This window comes from Variovorax sp. GW822-FHT04A09 (assembly GCF_058801005.1).
Genome location: NZ_JBXAMV010000007.1, coordinates 147,317 through 163,596, shown reverse-complemented (window position 1 = coordinate 163,596; position 16,280 = coordinate 147,317). Strand labels below are relative to the sequence as shown.

At 68.2% G+C, this 16,280-nt stretch carries 14 protein-coding genes; 2 read left to right on the top strand and 12 right to left on the bottom strand.

The genetic code is table 11. The features are described 5' to 3' along the window. Positions 1–52 precede the first annotated feature (52 nt). Together AC1RLW_RS28040 and AC1RLW_RS28035 are read right to left on the bottom strand one after the other, a co-directional pair. Complete coding sequence (locus AC1RLW_RS28040) at positions 53–952, bottom strand: amino acid ABC transporter substrate-binding protein (RefSeq protein ID WP_062471058.1); 900 nt, start codon at positions 950–952, stop codon at positions 53–55. 384 nt (positions 953–1,336) lie between these two features. Further along, positions 1,337–2,326 carry a LysR substrate-binding domain-containing protein gene (locus AC1RLW_RS28035; RefSeq protein ID WP_095949530.1) on the bottom strand — a complete coding sequence of 330 codons (990 nt, stop codon included), beginning with the start codon at positions 2,324–2,326 and terminating at the stop codon, positions 1,337–1,339. A gap of 61 nt (positions 2,327–2,387) precedes the next feature. On the opposite strand from AC1RLW_RS28035, the gene AC1RLW_RS28030 reads away from it, so the two are divergent. After that, positions 2,388–3,830 (top strand): amidase, encoded by a 1,443-nt coding sequence (locus tag AC1RLW_RS28030; protein ID WP_070060206.1) that lies wholly within the window; start codon positions 2,388–2,390, stop codon positions 3,828–3,830. A gap of 10 nt (positions 3,831–3,840) precedes the next feature. On the opposite strand, the gene AC1RLW_RS28025 is transcribed toward AC1RLW_RS28030, so the two are convergent. Next, positions 3,841–4,779, bottom strand: a complete 939-nt coding sequence (locus AC1RLW_RS28025; protein ID WP_493195876.1) for a 2-hydroxyacid dehydrogenase — start codon at positions 4,777–4,779, stop codon at positions 3,841–3,843. 49 nt (positions 4,780–4,828) lie between these two features. Further along, the gene (locus AC1RLW_RS28020; protein ID WP_493195875.1) at positions 4,829–6,664 is read right to left on the bottom strand and encodes an ABCB family ABC transporter ATP-binding protein/permease; all 1,836 of its coding nucleotides are present in this window, start codon (positions 6,662–6,664) and stop codon (positions 4,829–4,831) included. 42 nt (positions 6,665–6,706) lie between these two features. Here AC1RLW_RS28020 and AC1RLW_RS28015 point away from each other — a divergent pair, with 42 nt between their 5' ends. Continuing rightward, positions 6,707–7,141: an acyl-CoA thioesterase gene (locus AC1RLW_RS28015; protein ID WP_159278631.1), complete on the top strand. Its 435-nt coding sequence runs from the start codon at positions 6,707–6,709 to the stop codon at positions 7,139–7,141. A 117-nt stretch (positions 7,142–7,258) separates the two neighbouring features. Here AC1RLW_RS28015 and AC1RLW_RS28010 read toward each other — a convergent pair whose 3' ends face one another. The 8 genes from AC1RLW_RS28010 to AC1RLW_RS27975 form a co-directional block, all read right to left on the bottom strand. Further along, positions 7,259–8,368 (bottom strand): ABC transporter substrate-binding protein, encoded by a 1,110-nt coding sequence (locus tag AC1RLW_RS28010; RefSeq protein ID WP_493195966.1) that lies wholly within the window; start codon positions 8,366–8,368, stop codon positions 7,259–7,261. Positions 8,369–8,563: 195 nt separating this feature from the next. Then, complete coding sequence (locus AC1RLW_RS28005; RefSeq protein ID WP_307582871.1) at positions 8,564–9,328, bottom strand: enoyl-CoA hydratase; 765 nt, start codon at positions 9,326–9,328, stop codon at positions 8,564–8,566. Positions 9,329–9,367: 39 nt separating this feature from the next. Continuing rightward, complete coding sequence (locus tag AC1RLW_RS28000; RefSeq protein WP_493195873.1) at positions 9,368–9,961, bottom strand: 2-hydroxychromene-2-carboxylate isomerase; 594 nt, start codon at positions 9,959–9,961, stop codon at positions 9,368–9,370. Between the two features lie 55 nt (positions 9,962–10,016). Further along, the gene (locus AC1RLW_RS27995) at positions 10,017–10,763 is read right to left on the bottom strand and encodes an SDR family oxidoreductase (protein WP_354346766.1); all 747 of its coding nucleotides are present in this window, start codon (positions 10,761–10,763) and stop codon (positions 10,017–10,019) included. Between the two features lie 4 nt (positions 10,764–10,767). Continuing rightward, entirely contained in the window at positions 10,768–11,607 is an 840-nt protein-coding gene (locus AC1RLW_RS27990) for an acyl-CoA thioesterase (RefSeq protein WP_493195872.1), read from the bottom strand. Positions 11,608–11,639: 32 nt separating this feature from the next. Then, positions 11,640–12,545, bottom strand: a complete 906-nt coding sequence (locus AC1RLW_RS27985) for an alpha/beta hydrolase family protein (RefSeq protein ID WP_492698173.1) — start codon at positions 12,543–12,545, stop codon at positions 11,640–11,642. Positions 12,546–12,601: 56 nt separating this feature from the next. Then, a complete protein-coding gene (locus tag AC1RLW_RS27980) occupies positions 12,602–13,801 on the bottom strand; it encodes an acetyl-CoA C-acyltransferase (RefSeq protein WP_062471086.1) in 1,200 nt (399 codons plus the stop codon). Positions 13,802–13,812: 11 nt separating this feature from the next. Continuing rightward, on the bottom strand, positions 13,813–16,212 hold the full coding sequence (locus AC1RLW_RS27975; RefSeq protein ID WP_493195871.1) for a 3-hydroxyacyl-CoA dehydrogenase/enoyl-CoA hydratase family protein: 2,400 nt from the start codon (positions 16,210–16,212) through the stop codon (positions 13,813–13,815). Positions 16,213–16,280: the final 68 nt, after the last annotated feature.

The following is a 16,280-nucleotide window of genomic DNA, read 5'->3' as shown; positions in this document are numbered from 1 at the left end:
AAAGAAACGCCCACCGCGAAAGGTGGGCGTCCATTCACGCAGCGACGCGCGCTTATTCCTTGGTGACGTACTCTTCGGCCGGCTTGTCGTTCGGGTTGGCCCACGCGTTCTTGGTGGCTTCGCCGAGCGGCAGGTTGATGGTCACGTTGGCCGGGGGAATCGGCTTGAGGAACCACTTGTCATACAGCTTGGCGAGTTCGCCCGACTTGGCCTGTGCCTTGATGCTGTCGTCCACGGCCTTCTTGAAAGCCGGGTCGTCCTTGCGGATCATGATGGCGATGGGTTCCACGGCCAGCACGTCGTTCAGGATCTTGTAGTCCTTGGGCGACTTCGACTTGGCGGCCAGGGCAGCCAGGATCGAGCCGTCCATCACGAAGGCGTCGGCACGGCCGGTTTCCAGCAGCAGGAAGCTGTCGGAGTGGTCCTTGCCGTAGACCTCCTTGAAGGTCAGGTTCTCGGCGCGCTTTTGCTTGCGCACGGTCTGCAGCGGCGTGGTGCCGGTGGTGGTGGCGACCGTCTTGTCCTTCAGGTCGGCCAGCGAGTTGATGCCCGAGTTGGCCTTGACGACGATCTTGGTTTCTTCGACGTAGGTGGTCACGCCGAAAGCCACGTCCTTCTGGCGGGTGGCGTTGTTGGTGGTGGAGCCGCACTCGATGTCCACGGTGCCGTTCTGCACGAGGGGGATGCGGTTCTGCGAAGTCACGGGCTGGTACTTGACTTCGAGCTTCTTGCCGGCGGCCTTCTCCAGGTCCTTGATGATGTTGGCGCAGACGTCGTAATGGAAGCCGGTGTACTGGCCATTGCCGAGCGTGTACGAAAGGCCGGAGGACTCACGCACGCCTTCGGTGATGGTGCCCGAGGCCTTGATCTTGGCCAGGGTGTCATTGGCCTGTGCAAAGGCGCCGCTGGTGGCGAGCGCTGCGACAGCCAATGCCAATACTTGTTTTTTCATACGAAAAGCTCCTGAGGGTGACTGAAACAAATAGAACGAAATTCTAGACACTCGCATTTTGCGGGATACCCGGACCAACCCGGTGCATTCCACGGGCATCGCCGCCCGCCTCGCACCGGCTGCGCCCATCGGGGCGCCAGCCTGGTGCAATCCAGACATTTCGCATTGTCCGACTTTCACTAAGCAGCCTTTGTGCCCGGCATTCGGGCGGCTGTGCGTGGCGCAAGCAGCGACCGGCGATCCCCGGCGTGCAACGGCCGAAAAAAACTGCCGCGACTGTAGTGGCGCCGTGGCCGGGCCGCCAATGCTGATTGCGGGGGGTCGTATGCGTGGTGCTTATAGATTGTGCAGCGCACAAATCCACGACCATTCACACTCGCCCGCTCACTGCGGCGGCTGGGTTCCGACCAGGTAGGACCACAGGGCGTCGGCCGTGCGCTTGGGCTGCAGGCTTTCGGACAGCCCGGCCCGGGCCGCCGAGCGGCCGGCCCCGCCCTTCACCGGGACCGGCGCGGTGGGCCGCTCGCGGTAGGCGCGGATTTCCATCTTGGCCTCGAGGCTGTCGATCTCGGGCGGCAGCGCGCTCACCAGCTTGCGCGCCTTGATCTCCTTGCGCACCGCGCTCTGCGGCAGGAAGGCGATGCCGTGGCCTTCGAGCGCCATCACCTTCAGGCCTTCGGCCATGTCGGTCTCGTAGACGCGGTCGAGGTGGATGGCGGTGCCCGACTCTTTCAGCAGCTGGTCGACCACGCGCCCGAGGTAGGCGCCCGGCGCATAGCCCAGGTAGGGCAACGGCTGGCCCGGGCGGCCCGGCAACCGGTAGCGCGGCGCGCCTTCGGCATCGGCCTTGACCCAGGGCGCGACGGTTTCCTCGCCCAGGCTGACCATCTCGTACTTGTTGGCATCGAGCTGCAGCGGCTGTGAGGGGTGGTGGTAGGCGATCAGCAGGTCGCAGCTGCCCTCGACCAGCCGCAGCACTGCGTCGTGTACGTTGAGCGCGATGAGGCGGCTCTTGATCGGCCCGAAGTGCTCGCGCAGGCTCGTGACCCACGAGGGGAAGAAGGTGAAGGCCAGCGTGTGCGGCACGGCGATCTCGATCACGTCCTGCCCGGCGGCCGAGTGGCCGCGCAGCATGGCGCGCGTGCTCTGCAGCGACTGCAGCATCTCGATGGCCTGGCTGTACAGCGTCTGGCCCGCGGGCGTGAGGCGCGTGGGGTAGGAGCTGCGGTCGACCAGGTCGGTGCCGGCCCATCCCTCGAGCGCCTGGATGCGCCGCGAGAACGCCGGCTGCGTCACGTGCCTCAACTGGGCCGAGCGGCTGAAGCTGCGGGTTTCCGCCAAGCTGATGAAGTCTTCGAGCCACTTTGTTTCCATACGCGGCGATTATGCGAGCGCCGCGCCATACTGGGCGCCCCCTCCTTTTCCCGCATGCGCCATGCCTTTCGACGACCTGCCTGAGCTCAGCGCCACCGAACTTTCGCGCAAGATCGCGGCCCGCGACGTGTCCTGCCGCGAGGTGATGCAGGCGTCGCTCGCCCGCATCGACGCGCTCAACCCGCGGTTCAACGCCATCGTCTCCCTGCGCGACCCCGCCCAGCTGCTGGCCGAGGCCGACGAACGCGACGCCGAGCTGGCGCGCGGCGAACGGCGCGGCTGGATGCACGGCTTTCCGCTGGCCGTGAAAGACCTGAGCCACGCCGCCGGCCTGCCGACCTCGATGGGCTCGCCGCTGTCGCCGCGCTCGCCCGCGCGCACCGATAGCCTGCATGTGGCGCGCATGCGCGCGGCCGGCGCCGTGGTCATCGGCAAGACCAACACGCCCGAGTTCGGCCTCGGCTCGCACACCTACAACACGGTGTTCGGCATCACGCGCAACGCCTACGCACCCGATCGCAGCGCGGGCGGCAGCAGCGGCGGCGCGGCCGTGGCGCTGGCCCTGGGCATGCTGCCCGTGGCCGACGGCAGCGACATGATGGGATCGCTGCGCAACCCCGCCGCCTTCAACAACGTGATCGGCCTGCGCCCCTCGCGCGGCCGCGTGCCCGGCGACCCCGAGCAGGAGCTCTTCTTCCAGCAGCTGGGCTGCGAGGGCCCGATGGGCCGCACGGTGGAAGACACGGCCCGGCTGCTGGCCGTGCAGGCGGGTTTCGACACGCGCGTGCCGCTGTCGTCACCGCACGCCCTGCCCTCGCCCGACGACCTGCAGCTGGACGGCGACGGCCGCGGCCTGCGCATCGGCTGGCTTGGCAGCCTCTGGCCGGAGCTGCCGCTGGCACCGGGCGTGCGCGAACTCGGCGAGCAGGCGCTCGACACCTTCCGCACCATCGGCTGCGAGGTCGAGCCCTGCACGCTCGACGTGCCGCGCGAGCACAACTGGAGCGCCTGGCTGCGATTGAGGCAACTGCTGGTGGGCGGCAAGCTCGGCGCCTACCTGAGCGACCCGAAGCTGTTCGCCCAGCTCAAGCCCGAGGCGCAATGGGAGATCGAGCAAAGCCGGCACCTGGACGCCGCCTCGCTGTACCAGGCCTCGCACTACCGATCGAACGTGTACCGCGCATTCCTGAAGCTCTTCGAGCGCTTCGACTTCGTGGTCGCGCCGACGGCGCAGGTGTTCCCCTTCGACGCCGAGCTGCACTGGCCGGCCGAGGTGAACGGCGTGAAGAGCGACACCTACCACCGCTGGATGGAGATCGTCACGCCCTTCACGCTGGCGGGCCTGCCCACGCTCAATGTGCGCGCGGGCTTCGGCGACGGCGGGCTGCCGATGGGCCTGCAGCTGGCCGGGCCGATCCATGCCGACCTCGACGTGCTGCGGCTGGGCCATGCCTACGACCAGGCCTGCGGCTGGGCGGCGCGGCGCCCGCCGGCCCTTTCCTGATCGGATCTGATCAGATCGGCGTGAGCACGCCGCGTCCCGCGAAGTGCCCTTGGGCGTTCGCGAGGAAGTGGTCCACCGACTTCTGCGTGGCCTCGGGCGACCAGCCCGCCATGTGCGGCGTGAGCAGTACGTTGTCCAGGCCGATGAGCGGCTCGGGGCGCTTGGGTTCGCTCTCGTACACGTCCAGGCCCGCGCCCGCGATGCGGTGCTCGCGCAGCGCCTTCGCCAGCGCCTCGGTGTCGACCACGCTGCCGCGGCCGATGCTCACGAGATAGCCCTGCGGCCCCAGCGCATCGAGCACCTCGGCGTTGACCAGGTGCTTGGTCGCCGGCCCGCCCGGCGCGGCCAGCACCAAGAAGTCGGCCCAGGTGGCGAGCGACTTCAGGTCGTCGAAGTAGCGGTGCGTGGCGCCTTCGCGCGGCTTGCGGTTGTGATAGCCGATTTCCATGTCGAAGGCGGCGGCGCGCTTGGCGATCTTCTGGCCGATGGTGCCCAGCCCGAGGATGCCGAGCTTCTTGCCCGACACGTTCGGCGGCTGCGGAATGGCCTCGCGCCACACGCCTTCGCGGCACAGCCGGTCGAGCGTGCGGAACTCGCGCACGATGCTGATCAGCAGGCCGAAGGCGTGGTCGGCCACGCAGTCGTCGTTGGTGCCGGCGCCGTTGGCGGTGGCGATGCCGCGTGCGCGCGTGACCTCGAGCGGCACGCCTTCGTAGCCCGCGCCCATGCAACAGACCAGCTCGAGCGCCGGCATGGCGTCGATCTCGGCGGGCGTGAGGCCGATGACGCCGATGGTCAGCACCGCGCGGAACTGGGCGCCGTGCTCGGCGATGGCGGCGGCGCGCTGGGCGTCGCCGAAGGCGTAGGTCATGTCGTAGACCTCGGCAATCTGGGCCTGGTGGGCGCTCGAGAGGCTGTTGAGCACCAGCAGGGGAATCTTGGTCGACACGTCTGAACTCCTGGGATCGGTGAAAAGAAAGAAGGGGTGAATGATCGGGCTAGAGCATCGGCACTGCTTCGCTCTTCTGCAAAGCCCACATCTGGGCATAGCGCCCCTGTTGCGCGAGCAGATCGGCGTGCGTGCCGCGCTCGACGATCACGCCCGATTCGAGCACCAGGATCTCGTGCGCCTCGACCACGGTCGAGAGGCGGTGCGCGATGACCAGCGTGGTCTTGCCCTGCGCGGCGCTGCGCAGCTCGGACTGGATGGCGCGTTCGTTGGCCGAATCGAGCGCCGAGGTGGCCTCGTCGAAGATCACGATCGGCGGGTTCTTCAAGAGCGTGCGCGCGATGGCCACGCGCTGCTTCTCGCCGCCCGAGAGCTTCAGGCCGCGCTCGCCCACCGTCGTCTCGTAGCCCTTGGGCGTGGCCGAGATGAAGTCGTGGATGCGCGCAGCACGCGCCGCCCCTTCGACCTCTTCGCGCGTCGCCCCGGGGCGGCCGTAGGCGATGTTGTATTCGACCGTGTCGTTGAACAGCACCGTGTCCTGCGGCACGATGCCGATGGCACGGCGCACGCTGGCCTGCTGCACGGCGCGGATGTCTTCGCCGCCGATGGTGATGCGGCCCTGCTGCACGTCGTAGAAGCGGTACAGCAGGCGCGCCAGCGTCGACTTGCCCGAGCCCGAGGGGCCGACCACGGCCACGGTCTTGCCGGCGGGGATCTCGAAGCTCACATGCTTGAGGATCGGGCGATCGGGCTCGTAGGCGAAGCTCACGTCCTCGAAGCGGATGGTCGAGTCGGCACCCGCCAGCGGCTGCGCACCGGGCGCGTCGCGCACCTCGCGCTCCTTCTCCATCAGCACGAACATCTTGTCCAGGTCGGTCAGGCTCTGCTTGATCTCGCGGTAGATCACGCCCAGGAAGTTGAGCGGAATGTAGAGCTGGATCATGAAGGCGTTGACCATCACCAGGTCGCCCAGCGTCATGCGCCCTTCGACCACGCCCGAGGTGGCGCGCCACAGCATCAGCACGAGGCTCACGGCGATCAGCAGCTGCTGGCCGGTGTTGAGCATGCTCAGCGTGCGCTGGCTCTTGATGGCGGCCTTGCGGTAGCGGTCGAGGCTGGCGTCGTAGCGCTTGGCCTCGAACTCCTCGTTGTTGAAGTACTTGACGGTCTCGTAGTTCAGGAGCGAATCGACCGCGCGGCTTTGCGCCATCGAGTCGAGCTCGTTCATGGTCTTGCGGAACTGCGTGCGCCACTCGGTCACCGTCACGGTGAAGGTGATGTACAGCACCAGCGCCGCGCCCGTGATCCACACGAACAGTGCGTCGAACTTCACGCCCAATATGGTGAGCACCAGCGCCAGCTCGATGATGGTGGGCACGATGCTGTACAGCGACATCGAGATGAGCGAGTGCACGCCGCGCGTGCCGCGCTCGATGTCGCGCGTCATGCCGCCGGTCTGGCGCTCCAGGTGAAAGCGCAGGCTCAGCGCATGCAGGTGGCCGAACACCTGCAGCGCGATGCTGCGCGCCGCGCCCTCGGTGGCCTTGGCGAAGATCAGCTCGCGCAGCTCGTTGAAGAGCGATGTCGAAAAGCGCAGCAGCCCGTAGGCCACGAGCAGCGCCATCGGCACGACGAGCAGCGCCTGCGCCATGTCGGGCTTGGGCGTCATCGTGTCGACCAGGTTCTTGAGCAGCACCGGCACGCCCACATTCGCCACCTTGGCCGCGATCATGAAGCCGAGCGCGGCGATCACCCGCCACTTGTACTGCCAGAGGTAGGGAAACAGGCGGCGCAGGGTCGCCCAGTCGGAACGGTCGGAGCGCGCGGGCGGGTGGCCACCGGGCGCATGGGGAGAGGAGGAAAGGGCTTCGCCGCTTCGGCGCATGGGGGACAATCGTGGGTGTTGTTGTTGCTTCAGATTGTGCCCATGTCCTCCCCTTCCAGTGCCGCTTCCGCCGCAGCGGCCGCCGCCGCCACCCTCAAGAGCCTGCCCACCGACATGGAGCTGGTGCTCAAGGTCATCCCGATGCCGGCCGACTGCAACGCCAACGGCGACATCTTCGGCGGCTGGGTCATGGCGCAGTGCGACCTGGCCGGCTCGGTGATCCCGGCGCGCTACGCCAAGGGCCGCCAGGCCACCGTGGCGGTCAACGAGTTCATCTTCAAGCAGCCGGTGCGGCTGGGCGACATCCTCTCGTTCTATTCGAAGCTGGTGCGCGTGGGCCGCACCTCCATCACGGTGACGGTCGAGGTGTTCGCCGAGCGCTTCCGGGCACAGGGCGAGTACATCAAGGTGACGCAGGCCACCTTCACCTACGTGGCCATCGACGACAACGGCCGCCCGCGCCCGATTGAAAAGTAATCCCCCAGGCTTCGCGCACTTCGTGTCGCTTCTCCAACCCCCTTGCCGGGGGCAACACCTGCGGCCCGGCAAAGCCGGTTCCGCGGTGTTTCTGGAAAAGACAGTCCCCTTCCCCTGTCAGACACCCGCGTCGCGCACGCGCTCGAAGCACTCGAACTCGCGGTTGATCCAGCGCGCATCGCGCCGCTCCACGCGGCGGATGTAGACCGACTGCACCACGTCGCGAGTGTGGGCGTCGATCTCGACCGGCCCGCGCGGGCTGTCCAGTTGCAGGCCGCGAAACGCATCCACCAGCCGCTCGGCGCCGGCCTTGCCGCCGCGCGCGCCCGGCGCGCTCAGCGCGGCGTCGATGGCCGCGAGCCCGTCGTGCGCCGCCACGGCGAAGTAGCCCGGGCGCAGGTGGCTGCCGTACTCGGTCTCGAAGGCGCCCGCGAAACGCCGGTTGGCCGGCGACTCGTGGGCGAAGGAATAGTGGTGGCTGGTGACCAGCCCCTCGGCCAGTTCGCCGATGCCGTCCAGGTAGTGGTCGTCGGTGGCGTCGCCCGTCGCGAGCAGGCGGATGCCGGTGTCGGCCATGCCGCGGTCGCGCCAGAACTTCAGGAAGATAGCCGGCATCTGGCCCGAGGGCAGGAAGAAGAACACGGCCTGCGGCTTCAGCTCGCGCAGGCGCAGCATGTAGGCCGAGTAGTCGAGCGTGTTCAGCGGCACGCGCAGCATCGCGCCCACGCGCCCGCCGCCCGCGGTGATGCCGGAGACGAAGGCGCTTTCGGCGTCCACGCCCGAGGCGTAGTCGGCCACCACGGTGCACACGTCGCGCAGCCCCTGCTGCAGCGCCCAGCGCGCCAGCGGCGCCGTGACCTGTGCGATGGTGAACGACACCCGCACCATGAACGGCGAGCGCCCGGGGATGCCCGAGGAGGCAGCGTTCATGATCACGGTCGGCACGCGCGCCTGCGTGGCGACGGTGCCGACGGCGTAGGCGTTGGAGCTGAAGTCCAGCCCCGTGAGCAGGTCGACGCGCTCGCTCTCGATGAGGTCCTGCGCCTGGCGCCGTGCCTGCTCGGGCGCGCTGCCGGGCACGTCGCGGCGCAGCAGCTCGACCGGCCGGCCCGCGATCTGCTGCTTGTGGTCGGCCAGCCAGACCGCCATGCCGGCGTCGAACTGGCGCCCGCCGCCCGCATAAGGCCCCGACCACGAGCCGATGACCCCGATGCGCAACGGCCGCACGCGCGCCAGCACCAGCGAGGGCGCCGCGAGCGTGCCCGCGAGTAAGCCCAAAGCATGCCGGCGCGTGGGCCCGAATGCTACTTTTTCAGTAGCACGCATCGCCCGCGTGGCGGGCCCTGTGGGCGGGTTGACGTCTGGAGCAGGCACGAGGAACAGTGTACGCAGGCACCGTCCGCAGGCAAGTCCACGGAAGGCTTAGACCTTCGAGAAATCGGGCTTGCGCTTTTCCATGAACGCCCCAAACGCTTCCTTGGCGGCCGGCTCGCGCAGCATGCGGCCGAAGCTCGCGCCTTCTTCGCCCATGCGCTCGAGCACGGCGGGCATCTGCGCCTTCTTCAGCAGGCGCTTGGTCTCGATCAGCGCGCTCAGCGGCTTGGCCGCGAGCTTGCGCGCCTGCGTCTGCGCGATGCCGTTGGCTTCGGTCGGCGGCACCACGCGGTTGACCAGGCCCACTTCGAGCGCGGCCTCGGCCATGAAGGGCTCGCCCAGCAGCAGGGCTTCGGCGGCGCGGTGGTAGCCCAGCATCTGCGGCACCAGCAGGCTCGACGCGGCCTCGGGGCACAGGCCCAGGTTGACGAAGGGCATCGAGAAGGCCGCGTTGTCGCCTGCGTAGACGAGGTCGCAGTGGAACAGCATCGTGGTGCCGATGCCCACGGCCGGGCCGCACACGGCGGCGACGATGGGCTTGGGGAAGGTGGCGATGCCGCGCAGGAAGCGGAACACCGGCGATTCGGTGTTGGCGGGCGGCGCGTTGAGGAAGTCGCCGATGTCGTTGCCGGCGCTGAAGATCGTCGGGTCGCCCTGGATCAGCACGCAGCGCACGGCCGCTTCGCTCTCGGCCGTGGCGAGCGCGTCGGCCAGCGCGGCGTACATGCTGCTGGTGATCGAGTTCTTCTTGTCGACGCGGTTGAAGGTGATGGTCATCACGCCGGCTTCGGTGTGGACGAGGATGTCGCTCATGGAAAGATCCTTGGGTAGGTAAAACGGGGGGCGACGCGCTCAGGCGTCGATGGCTTCGCGGACGAAATCGAGGCGGTCCTGGCCCCAGAACATCTGGTCGCCGACGAACATGGTGGGGGCGCCGAACACGCCGCGCTCCACCGCCTCCTGCGTGACCGCCTTGAGGCGGTCTTTCACTTCCTGCGCGCCGGCCAGCGCGAGCAGGTCCGCGGCGTCGAAGCCTGCATTCTGCAAGACGGCGCCGACGGTCGCGGGGTCGTTCAGGTTCTTCGGCGCGACCCACATCGCATGGAACACCGCATCGATGTAGGCACCGAAGCGTTCGGGCATCTTCATCTGCACGCCGGTGGCGCCGCGCATCAGCAGCAGCGTGTTGATCGGGAAGTGCGGGTTGTGCACGAAGGGAACGCCGTAGCGCTTTGCAAAGCGCTGCAGGTCGGTCGTGAGGTACGGGCCCTTGGCCTTGATCTCGGCGGGCGAATGGTTGCCCGTGGCCTGGAACACGCCGCCCAGCAGCATGGGCTTCCAGACCAGCTCGGCGCCGGTGTCGGCGCACACGTGCGGCAACTGCGTGGCGGCCAGGTAGGCGGCGGGGCTGCCGACGTCGAAATAGAACGCGACGGATTTCGTCATGGGTGTCGTCTCCTTGGGGCTGTGCGTCGCGACGCGAAGCGTAGCGCGGCGTCGGTCAGAACTTCTCGGACCAGGGGCGCAGGTCCAGCTCGTGCGTCCACGCATCGCGCGGCTGCGCGTGCAGCATCCAGTAGCTGTCGGCGATGTGGTCCGGGTTCAGGATGCCGTCGCTGTCCTTGAGCGCATAGCGCTCGGGGAAGTTGCTGCGGATGAACTCGGTGTCGATGGCCCCGTCGACCACGACGTGCGCGACGTGGATGCCCTGCGGCCCCAGCTCGCGCGCCATCGATTGAGCCAACGCGCGCAGGGCCATCTTGGCGCCAGAAAAGGCACCGAAGTTGGCCGCGCCGCGCAGCGAGGCCGTCGCACCCGTGAAGATGATCGTGCCGCGATGGCCGCCGGCCGGCATCTCGCGCGCCACCATGCGCTTGGCCACTTCGCGGCCGTTGAGGAAGCCCGAGAAGCAGGCCATTTCCCACACCTTGAAGTACTTGCGCGCAGTTTCGGTGAGGATGCTTTCCGGCACGTTCGCGCCGATGTTGAACACCATCACCTCGATCGGCCCGACGGTCGATTCGATCTGCTCGATGAGCGCCACCACTTCTTCTTCCTTGCGTGCGTCGCAGGCGAAGGCGTGGGCCCGGCCGCCGTCGGCCTCGATCTGCGCCACCAGCGGCTGCAGCTTGTCGAGGCTGCGCCGCGTGACGCAGGTGGCGTAGCCCTCGCGCGCGAAGCGGCGGGCGATGGCGCCGCCGGTGGCATCGCCCGCGCCGACGATCAATGCGGCCTTGGTGAGCGTCATCGCGTCATTCCTTGTAGTAGACGATCTGGTTCGACGTGGCCAGCAACGTGCCCTTCTCGCTCCACAGCTGTGCCTTCTGGTCGAAGAAGCCGTTGAAGAACTGCTGCCCCGCCGCGCAGCCCAGCAGGTAGCCCGTGCCGACCTCGGCCAGCTCGGCGGCACCGACATGGAAGTACGTGGTGATCGACACCGTGCCCGCGGGCACGTGCGTGGCGCGGCGCAGCCACACGCGCGGGTAGAACACGTCGCTCAACGCGGCGAGCGAGGCGAAGTCCAGCGGGCGCGCCTGCGCGTCGCGCACCCACAGGCGCGTTTCGCTGTGCTGCAGGCTGCCGTCCCACTTGGCGGGAATGCCGCCGCTGAAGGGACGCATCTCGTACTGCTCGAGCCAGGCCACGCCCGACGGGCCGATGCGGATGCGATCGACCGCCTCGGGCTTGGGCGCCTCGGGCATGGTGAGGTCGGCCTGGCTCCACGTGTCGCGGCGCGCGGCCGTGACCACGGTGGCGGTGGTCGTCATGTTCGCGGCGCCGTCGGCGCCGGGCTGCGTGATCGTCACCGTCCAGTGCTGCGTCGAGCGGTTGGTGCGCACGGCGGTGGCCTGGATGTCGAACGCGCCCTCGCCGAGCGCGGCCGCGTAGTTGACGGTCAGCGCGATGGGCGTGCCGAGCAGGTCGGGGTGCTGGAGCACCGCCTGCAGCGCCAGCGCCGCGGTGGTGCCGCCGAACGGGCCGACCATGTTCCAGTAGTCGGGACTCGTGGTGCCCGTGAAGTGCCCCACGCGGATGTCGCTGTGGTGCAGGGCCAGGGCTTTGTCGAGGGGGTGTGGGTTCGTGCTGCTCATGGTGATCGCCAGTGTGCCTTCGGAGGATGACCTCACGCAGTCGTGTGCGGGACGTTGGCGTGCTGCACTGCCGCAGGCGCGGTCAGCGCGGCGAGTCGGTGCAGCTTGTCGAGCGTGCTCGGCCACAGGCTCTGACTGAACTGCTCGCGGAAGAAACCGAAGTGGCCGATGCGCCGCGCCTGCACGTCGGCCGGCGCGATGCGCTCGACCGCACTCGGCGCGCCCGCGTAGAAGCTCACGAGGCTGCGCGTGCCCGCATGCGTCATCAGTTCATCGTCGGTCATCGAGAGCGCGAGCACCGGGAAGCGCACGCGTGCATAGCTTTGCAGCGCGGGCTCGCCTTCCGCGCCCACGCTGTAGCGCGGGTTCAGGCACCAGCGGCGCCATTGCAGGATCACGCCGCGCGGCAGGTCGCCGACCTTCTTCAGCTTGCGGCCCGGAAAGTAGCCCCACAGGCGCGTCGCCAGCGGCACCAGCACGAACCAGAAATACAGGATGCTGCGTCGCAGCTTCGGCGCGTTCTCGCGCCAGTAGCCGCTGCCGGCCGCGATGCTGACGAGGCCGTCGACCTGCCCGGGCCGCTGCAGGAAGCCCGGCAGCTGCGCGCCGAGGCTGTGGCCCAGCAGGTACAGCGGCTCGTCGGGCAGCGCGGCCTTCGCGGCGTCGATCACCGCCTCGTAGTCGCGCGCCCAGTCGAACAGGTCGGCCTGGAAACCACGCAGCGGCGCATCGCCGAGCGAGTCGCCGCTGCCGCGGTAGTCGAAGGTCCAGACCCGCAGGCCCTGCCCCGCGAGCCAGTGCGCGAAGGGCTCGTAGAACGACTGGCGCACACCCATCGCACCGCCGATGACGATGCTGGCGCGCGGGGCGCCGGCGGGGTCGTAGCGGCGCACCGCCACGTGGGCGCCGGCGTCGACCGGCAGTTGCAAGGCTTGCATTCCGTGGTCTCCTTCGTTCTGCGGCCCCTTGCTAGGGCGTCCCGGGGTCGGACGGATCAGACGCGTTCAAAAATTCCTGCAGCGCCCTGGCCCATGCCCACGCACATCGTGACCATGCCGTACTTCAGCTTCTCGCGGCGCAGCGCGTGCACCACGGTGGCTGCGCGGATCGCGCCGGTCGCGCCCAGCGGGTGGCCCAGTGCAATCGCGCCGCCCATCGGGTTGACCTTCGACGGGTCGAGCCCCAGCGTGTTCATCACCGCGAGCGATTGCGCGGCGAAGGCTTCGTTGAGTTCGAACCAGTCGATGTCTTCGTGCTTCAGGCCTGCATAGCGCAGCGCGGCCGGAATCGCCTCGATCGGGCCGATGCCCATGATGTGCGGCGGCACGCCCTTGCTGGCGAAGCTCACGAAGCGTGCGAGCGGCGTGAGGCCGTACTGCTTGATGGCCTTCTCGCTCGCCAGGATCAGCGCGCCCGCGCCGTCGGAGGTCTGCGAGCTGTTGCCGGCCGTCACGGTGCCGCGCGCGGCGAACACGGTGCGCAGCTTGGCCAGGCCTTCGATGCTGGTGTCGGGGCGCGCGCCTTCGTCCAGGCTCACGGTGCGGGTCTTGGCGATCGACTCGCCGGTTTCCAGGTTCGGTGTGCGGTCGGTCACTTCGATCGGCGTGATCTCGTCGGCGAACTTGCCGGCGGCCTGCGCGGCCAGTGCCTTCTGGTGCGAGGCCAGCGCGAACGCGTCCTGCGCCTCGCGGCTCACCTTCCACTGCTGCGCGACCTTCTCGGCCGTGAGGCCCATGCCGTAGGCAATGCCCACGTCGCCTTCGCGCTCGAAGATCGAGGGCGACAGCGAGGGCGAGTTGCCCATCATCGGCACCATGCTCATGCTCTCGACGCCGGCCGCGATCATCACGTCGGCTTCGCCGACGCGGATGCGGTCCGCCGCCATCTGCACGGCCGACAGGCCCGAGGCGCAGAAGCGGTTCACGGTGATGCCGCCGATGCTGGTGGGCAGACCCGCCAGGACCGCGCCGATGCGCGCGACGTTCAGGCCCTGCTGCGATTCGGGAATCGCACAGCCGCAGATGATGTCTTCGATGGCCTTCGGATCGAGGCCGGGAACTGCCGCGAGTGCCGCCTTCAGCGTGGTCGCGAGCAGGTCGTCGGGGCGGTAGTTGCGGAAGTAGCCGCGGTGCGACTTGCCGATGGGCGTGCGGGTGGCGGAGACGATGTAGGCGTCTTGTACTTGCTTGCTCATGAAATCTGTCCTTAGTTGCGCACGGGCTTGCCGGTGCTGAGCATGCCCATGATGCGTTCCTGCGTCTTGGGGTGCACGATGAGCGAGCAGAACGCCTTGCGTTCCAGCGCCATCAGGTATTCCTCGGTCACGAGCGAGCCCGCGTCCACGTCGCCGCCGGTGACCACGTTCGCGATCAGGCTGGCAATGTGGAAGTCGTGCGCGCTGATGAAGCCGCCGTCGCGCATGTTCACCAGCTGGCCCTTGATCGTCGCGGCACCGCTGCGGCCCGCGACGCGGAAGGTGCGGCGTAGCGGCGGGCGGTAGCCGGCGTCGGCCATGGCCTTGGCCTGCTGCAGTGCTACGTAGAGCAGCTCGTCCTTGTTCGGCACGATCACGTCGCTGTCGAGCAGGTAGCCCAGCTTCTTCGAGTCGAGCGCGCCGGTGCCCACCTTCGCCATCGCCGCGGCGGTGAAGCCTTCGGTGAGGAACGGCAGCAGGTCGGTGCCCGTCGAGGCCGATGCGTTCTCCGCAGCGCGGCGTGCGATGTAGGTCAGGCCGCCCGCGCCGGGGATCAGGCCCACGCCGACTTCGACCAGGCCGATGTAGCTTTCCATCGCGACGACGCGCTTGGCCGAGTGGATGGCCAGCTCGCAGCCGCCGCCCAGCGCCATGCCGCGCACGGCGGAGATCACCGGCACGTTGGCGTAGCGGATCTTGAGCATGACGTTCTGCAGCTCTTCTTCCGCGCCTTCGACCGCGCCGATGCCCGCGACCACGAAGGCCGGCAGCATCGCCTGCAGGTCGGCGCCGACCGAGAACACCTCGTCGGGCGACCAGATCACCAGGCCCTTGTATTCGGCTTCGGCCAGGTCGACCGCGGCACCGAGTGCCTCGGCCACGTCGGGGCTGATGGCGTGCATCTTCGACTGGATGCTCGCGATGAGCACTTCACCGTCGAGCGTCCACACGCGCACATCGCCTTCGTCGCTGATCGTCGTGCCGGCCGTGTTGGCATCGGCTGCGTTCGCGCCGAGCACGCTCTCGGGGAACAGCTGGCGGTCGTGCACGGGCAGCTTGCGCTGCGGCACGAACTTGTTCTGCGACGCGCTCCACGAGCCCTCGGGCGTGTGCACGCCGCCCGCTTGCGCAACCGGGCCTTCGAAGACCCACTTGGGCAGCGGTGCGGTGCTCAGTGCCTTGCCCGCGTCGATGTCTTCCTGCACCCACTTGGCGACTTGCGCCCAGCCGGCTTCCTGCCAGAGTTCGAACGGGCCCTGCTTCATGCCGAAGCCCCAGCGCATCGCGAAGTCGATGTCGCGCGCGCTCTCGGCGATGTCGGCCAGGTGCACGGCGGCGTAGTGGAAACCGTCGCGCAGGATGGCCCAGAGGAACTGGCCTTGCGGTCCTTCGCTCTCGCGCAGCAGCTTCAGGCGCTCGCCCGCGGGCTTCTTGAGCATGCGGCCGTACACCTCGTCGGCCTTGGCGCCAGCGGGCACGTACTCGCCGCTCTTCAGGTCGAAGCGCAGGATGTCGCGGCCGGCCTTCTTGAAGAAGCCGGCCTTGGTCTTCTGGCCCAGGTTGCCCAGCTCCAGCAGCTTGGCGAGCACCGGCGGCGTCGCGAAGTTGGCGTAGAACGGATCGGTCTCGGCATTCAGGTTGTCCTGCAGCGTCTTCACGACGTGGGCCATGGTGTCCAGGCCCACCACGTCGGCGGTGCGGAAGGTGCCCGAGCTCGCGCGGCCCAGCTTCTTGCCGGTGAGGTCGTCCACCACGTCGGGCGTCAAACCGAACTTCTCGACTTCCTTCAGCGTGGCCAGCATGCCGGCGATGCCGACGCGGTTGGCGATGAAGTTGGGCGTGTCGTGCGCGCGCACCACGCCCTTGCCGAGCGTGCTGGTGACGAAGGCCTCGAGGTCGTCGAGCACCTGGGGTTGGGTGGTGGGCGTGTTGATCAGCTCCACCAGGAACATGTAGCGCGGCGGGTTGAAGAAGTGAATGCCGCAGAAACGCGGCTTCAGGGCTTCAGGCAGTGCTTCGCTGAGCTTGGTGATCGACAGGCCCGAGGTGTTCGAGGCCAGGATCGAATGCTTGGCGACGTGCGGCGCGATCTTCTTGTACAGATCGAGCTTCCAGTCCATGCGCTCGGCAATGGCCTCGATGATGAGGTCGCACTCGCCGAGCTTGGCGAGGTCGTCTTCGTAGTTGGCCTGCTCGATCAGGCCGGCGTCGGCCACGTCACCGAGCGGCGCGGGCTTGAGCTTCTTGAGGTTGTCGATGGCGCGCGTGACGATGCCGTTCTTCGGGCCTTCCTTGGCGGCCAGGTCGAACAGCACGACAGGCACGCGCACGTTGACGAGGTGGGCGGCAATCTGCGCGCCCATCACGCCGGCGCCGAGCACGGCGACCTTCTTCACTTGAAATCGGGACATGGCTGAGTTTCGAAGTTATGAATCAGTTCGGGGAACACTGCGAAACCGGTTTGGCCGGGCCGCTGGTC

Bases quoted from the DNA above. Each gene is read 5' to 3' on its own strand.
- AC1RLW_RS27975 (WP_493195871.1), bottom strand. From the start codon at position 16,212: ATGTCCCGATTTCAAGTGAAGAAGGTCGCCGTGCTCGGCGCCGGCGTG.
- AC1RLW_RS27985 (WP_492698173.1), bottom strand. From the start codon at position 12,545: ATGCAAGCCTTGCAACTGCCGGTCGACGCCGGCGCCCACGTGGCGGTG.
- AC1RLW_RS27990 (WP_493195872.1), bottom strand. From the start codon at position 11,607: ATGAGCAGCACGAACCCACACCCCCTCGACAAAGCCCTGGCCCTGCAC.
- AC1RLW_RS28035 (WP_095949530.1), bottom strand. From the start codon at position 2,326: ATGGAAACAAAGTGGCTCGAAGACTTCATCAGCTTGGCGGAAACCCGC.
- AC1RLW_RS28015 (WP_159278631.1), top strand. From the start codon at position 6,707: ATGTCCTCCCCTTCCAGTGCCGCTTCCGCCGCAGCGGCCGCCGCCGCC.
- AC1RLW_RS28030 (WP_070060206.1), top strand. From the start codon at position 2,388: ATGCCTTTCGACGACCTGCCTGAGCTCAGCGCCACCGAACTTTCGCGC.
- AC1RLW_RS27995 (WP_354346766.1), bottom strand. From the start codon at position 10,763: ATGACGCTCACCAAGGCCGCATTGATCGTCGGCGCGGGCGATGCCACC.
- AC1RLW_RS28005 (WP_307582871.1), bottom strand. From the start codon at position 9,328: ATGAGCGACATCCTCGTCCACACCGAAGCCGGCGTGATGACCATCACC.
- AC1RLW_RS28040 (WP_062471058.1), bottom strand. From the start codon at position 952: ATGAAAAAACAAGTATTGGCATTGGCTGTCGCAGCGCTCGCCACCAGC.
- AC1RLW_RS28020 (WP_493195875.1), bottom strand. From the start codon at position 6,664: ATGCGCCGAAGCGGCGAAGCCCTTTCCTCCTCTCCCCATGCGCCCGGT.
- AC1RLW_RS27980 (WP_062471086.1), bottom strand. From the start codon at position 13,801: ATGAGCAAGCAAGTACAAGACGCCTACATCGTCTCCGCCACCCGCACG.
- AC1RLW_RS28000 (WP_493195873.1), bottom strand. From the start codon at position 9,961: ATGACGAAATCCGTCGCGTTCTATTTCGACGTCGGCAGCCCCGCCGCC.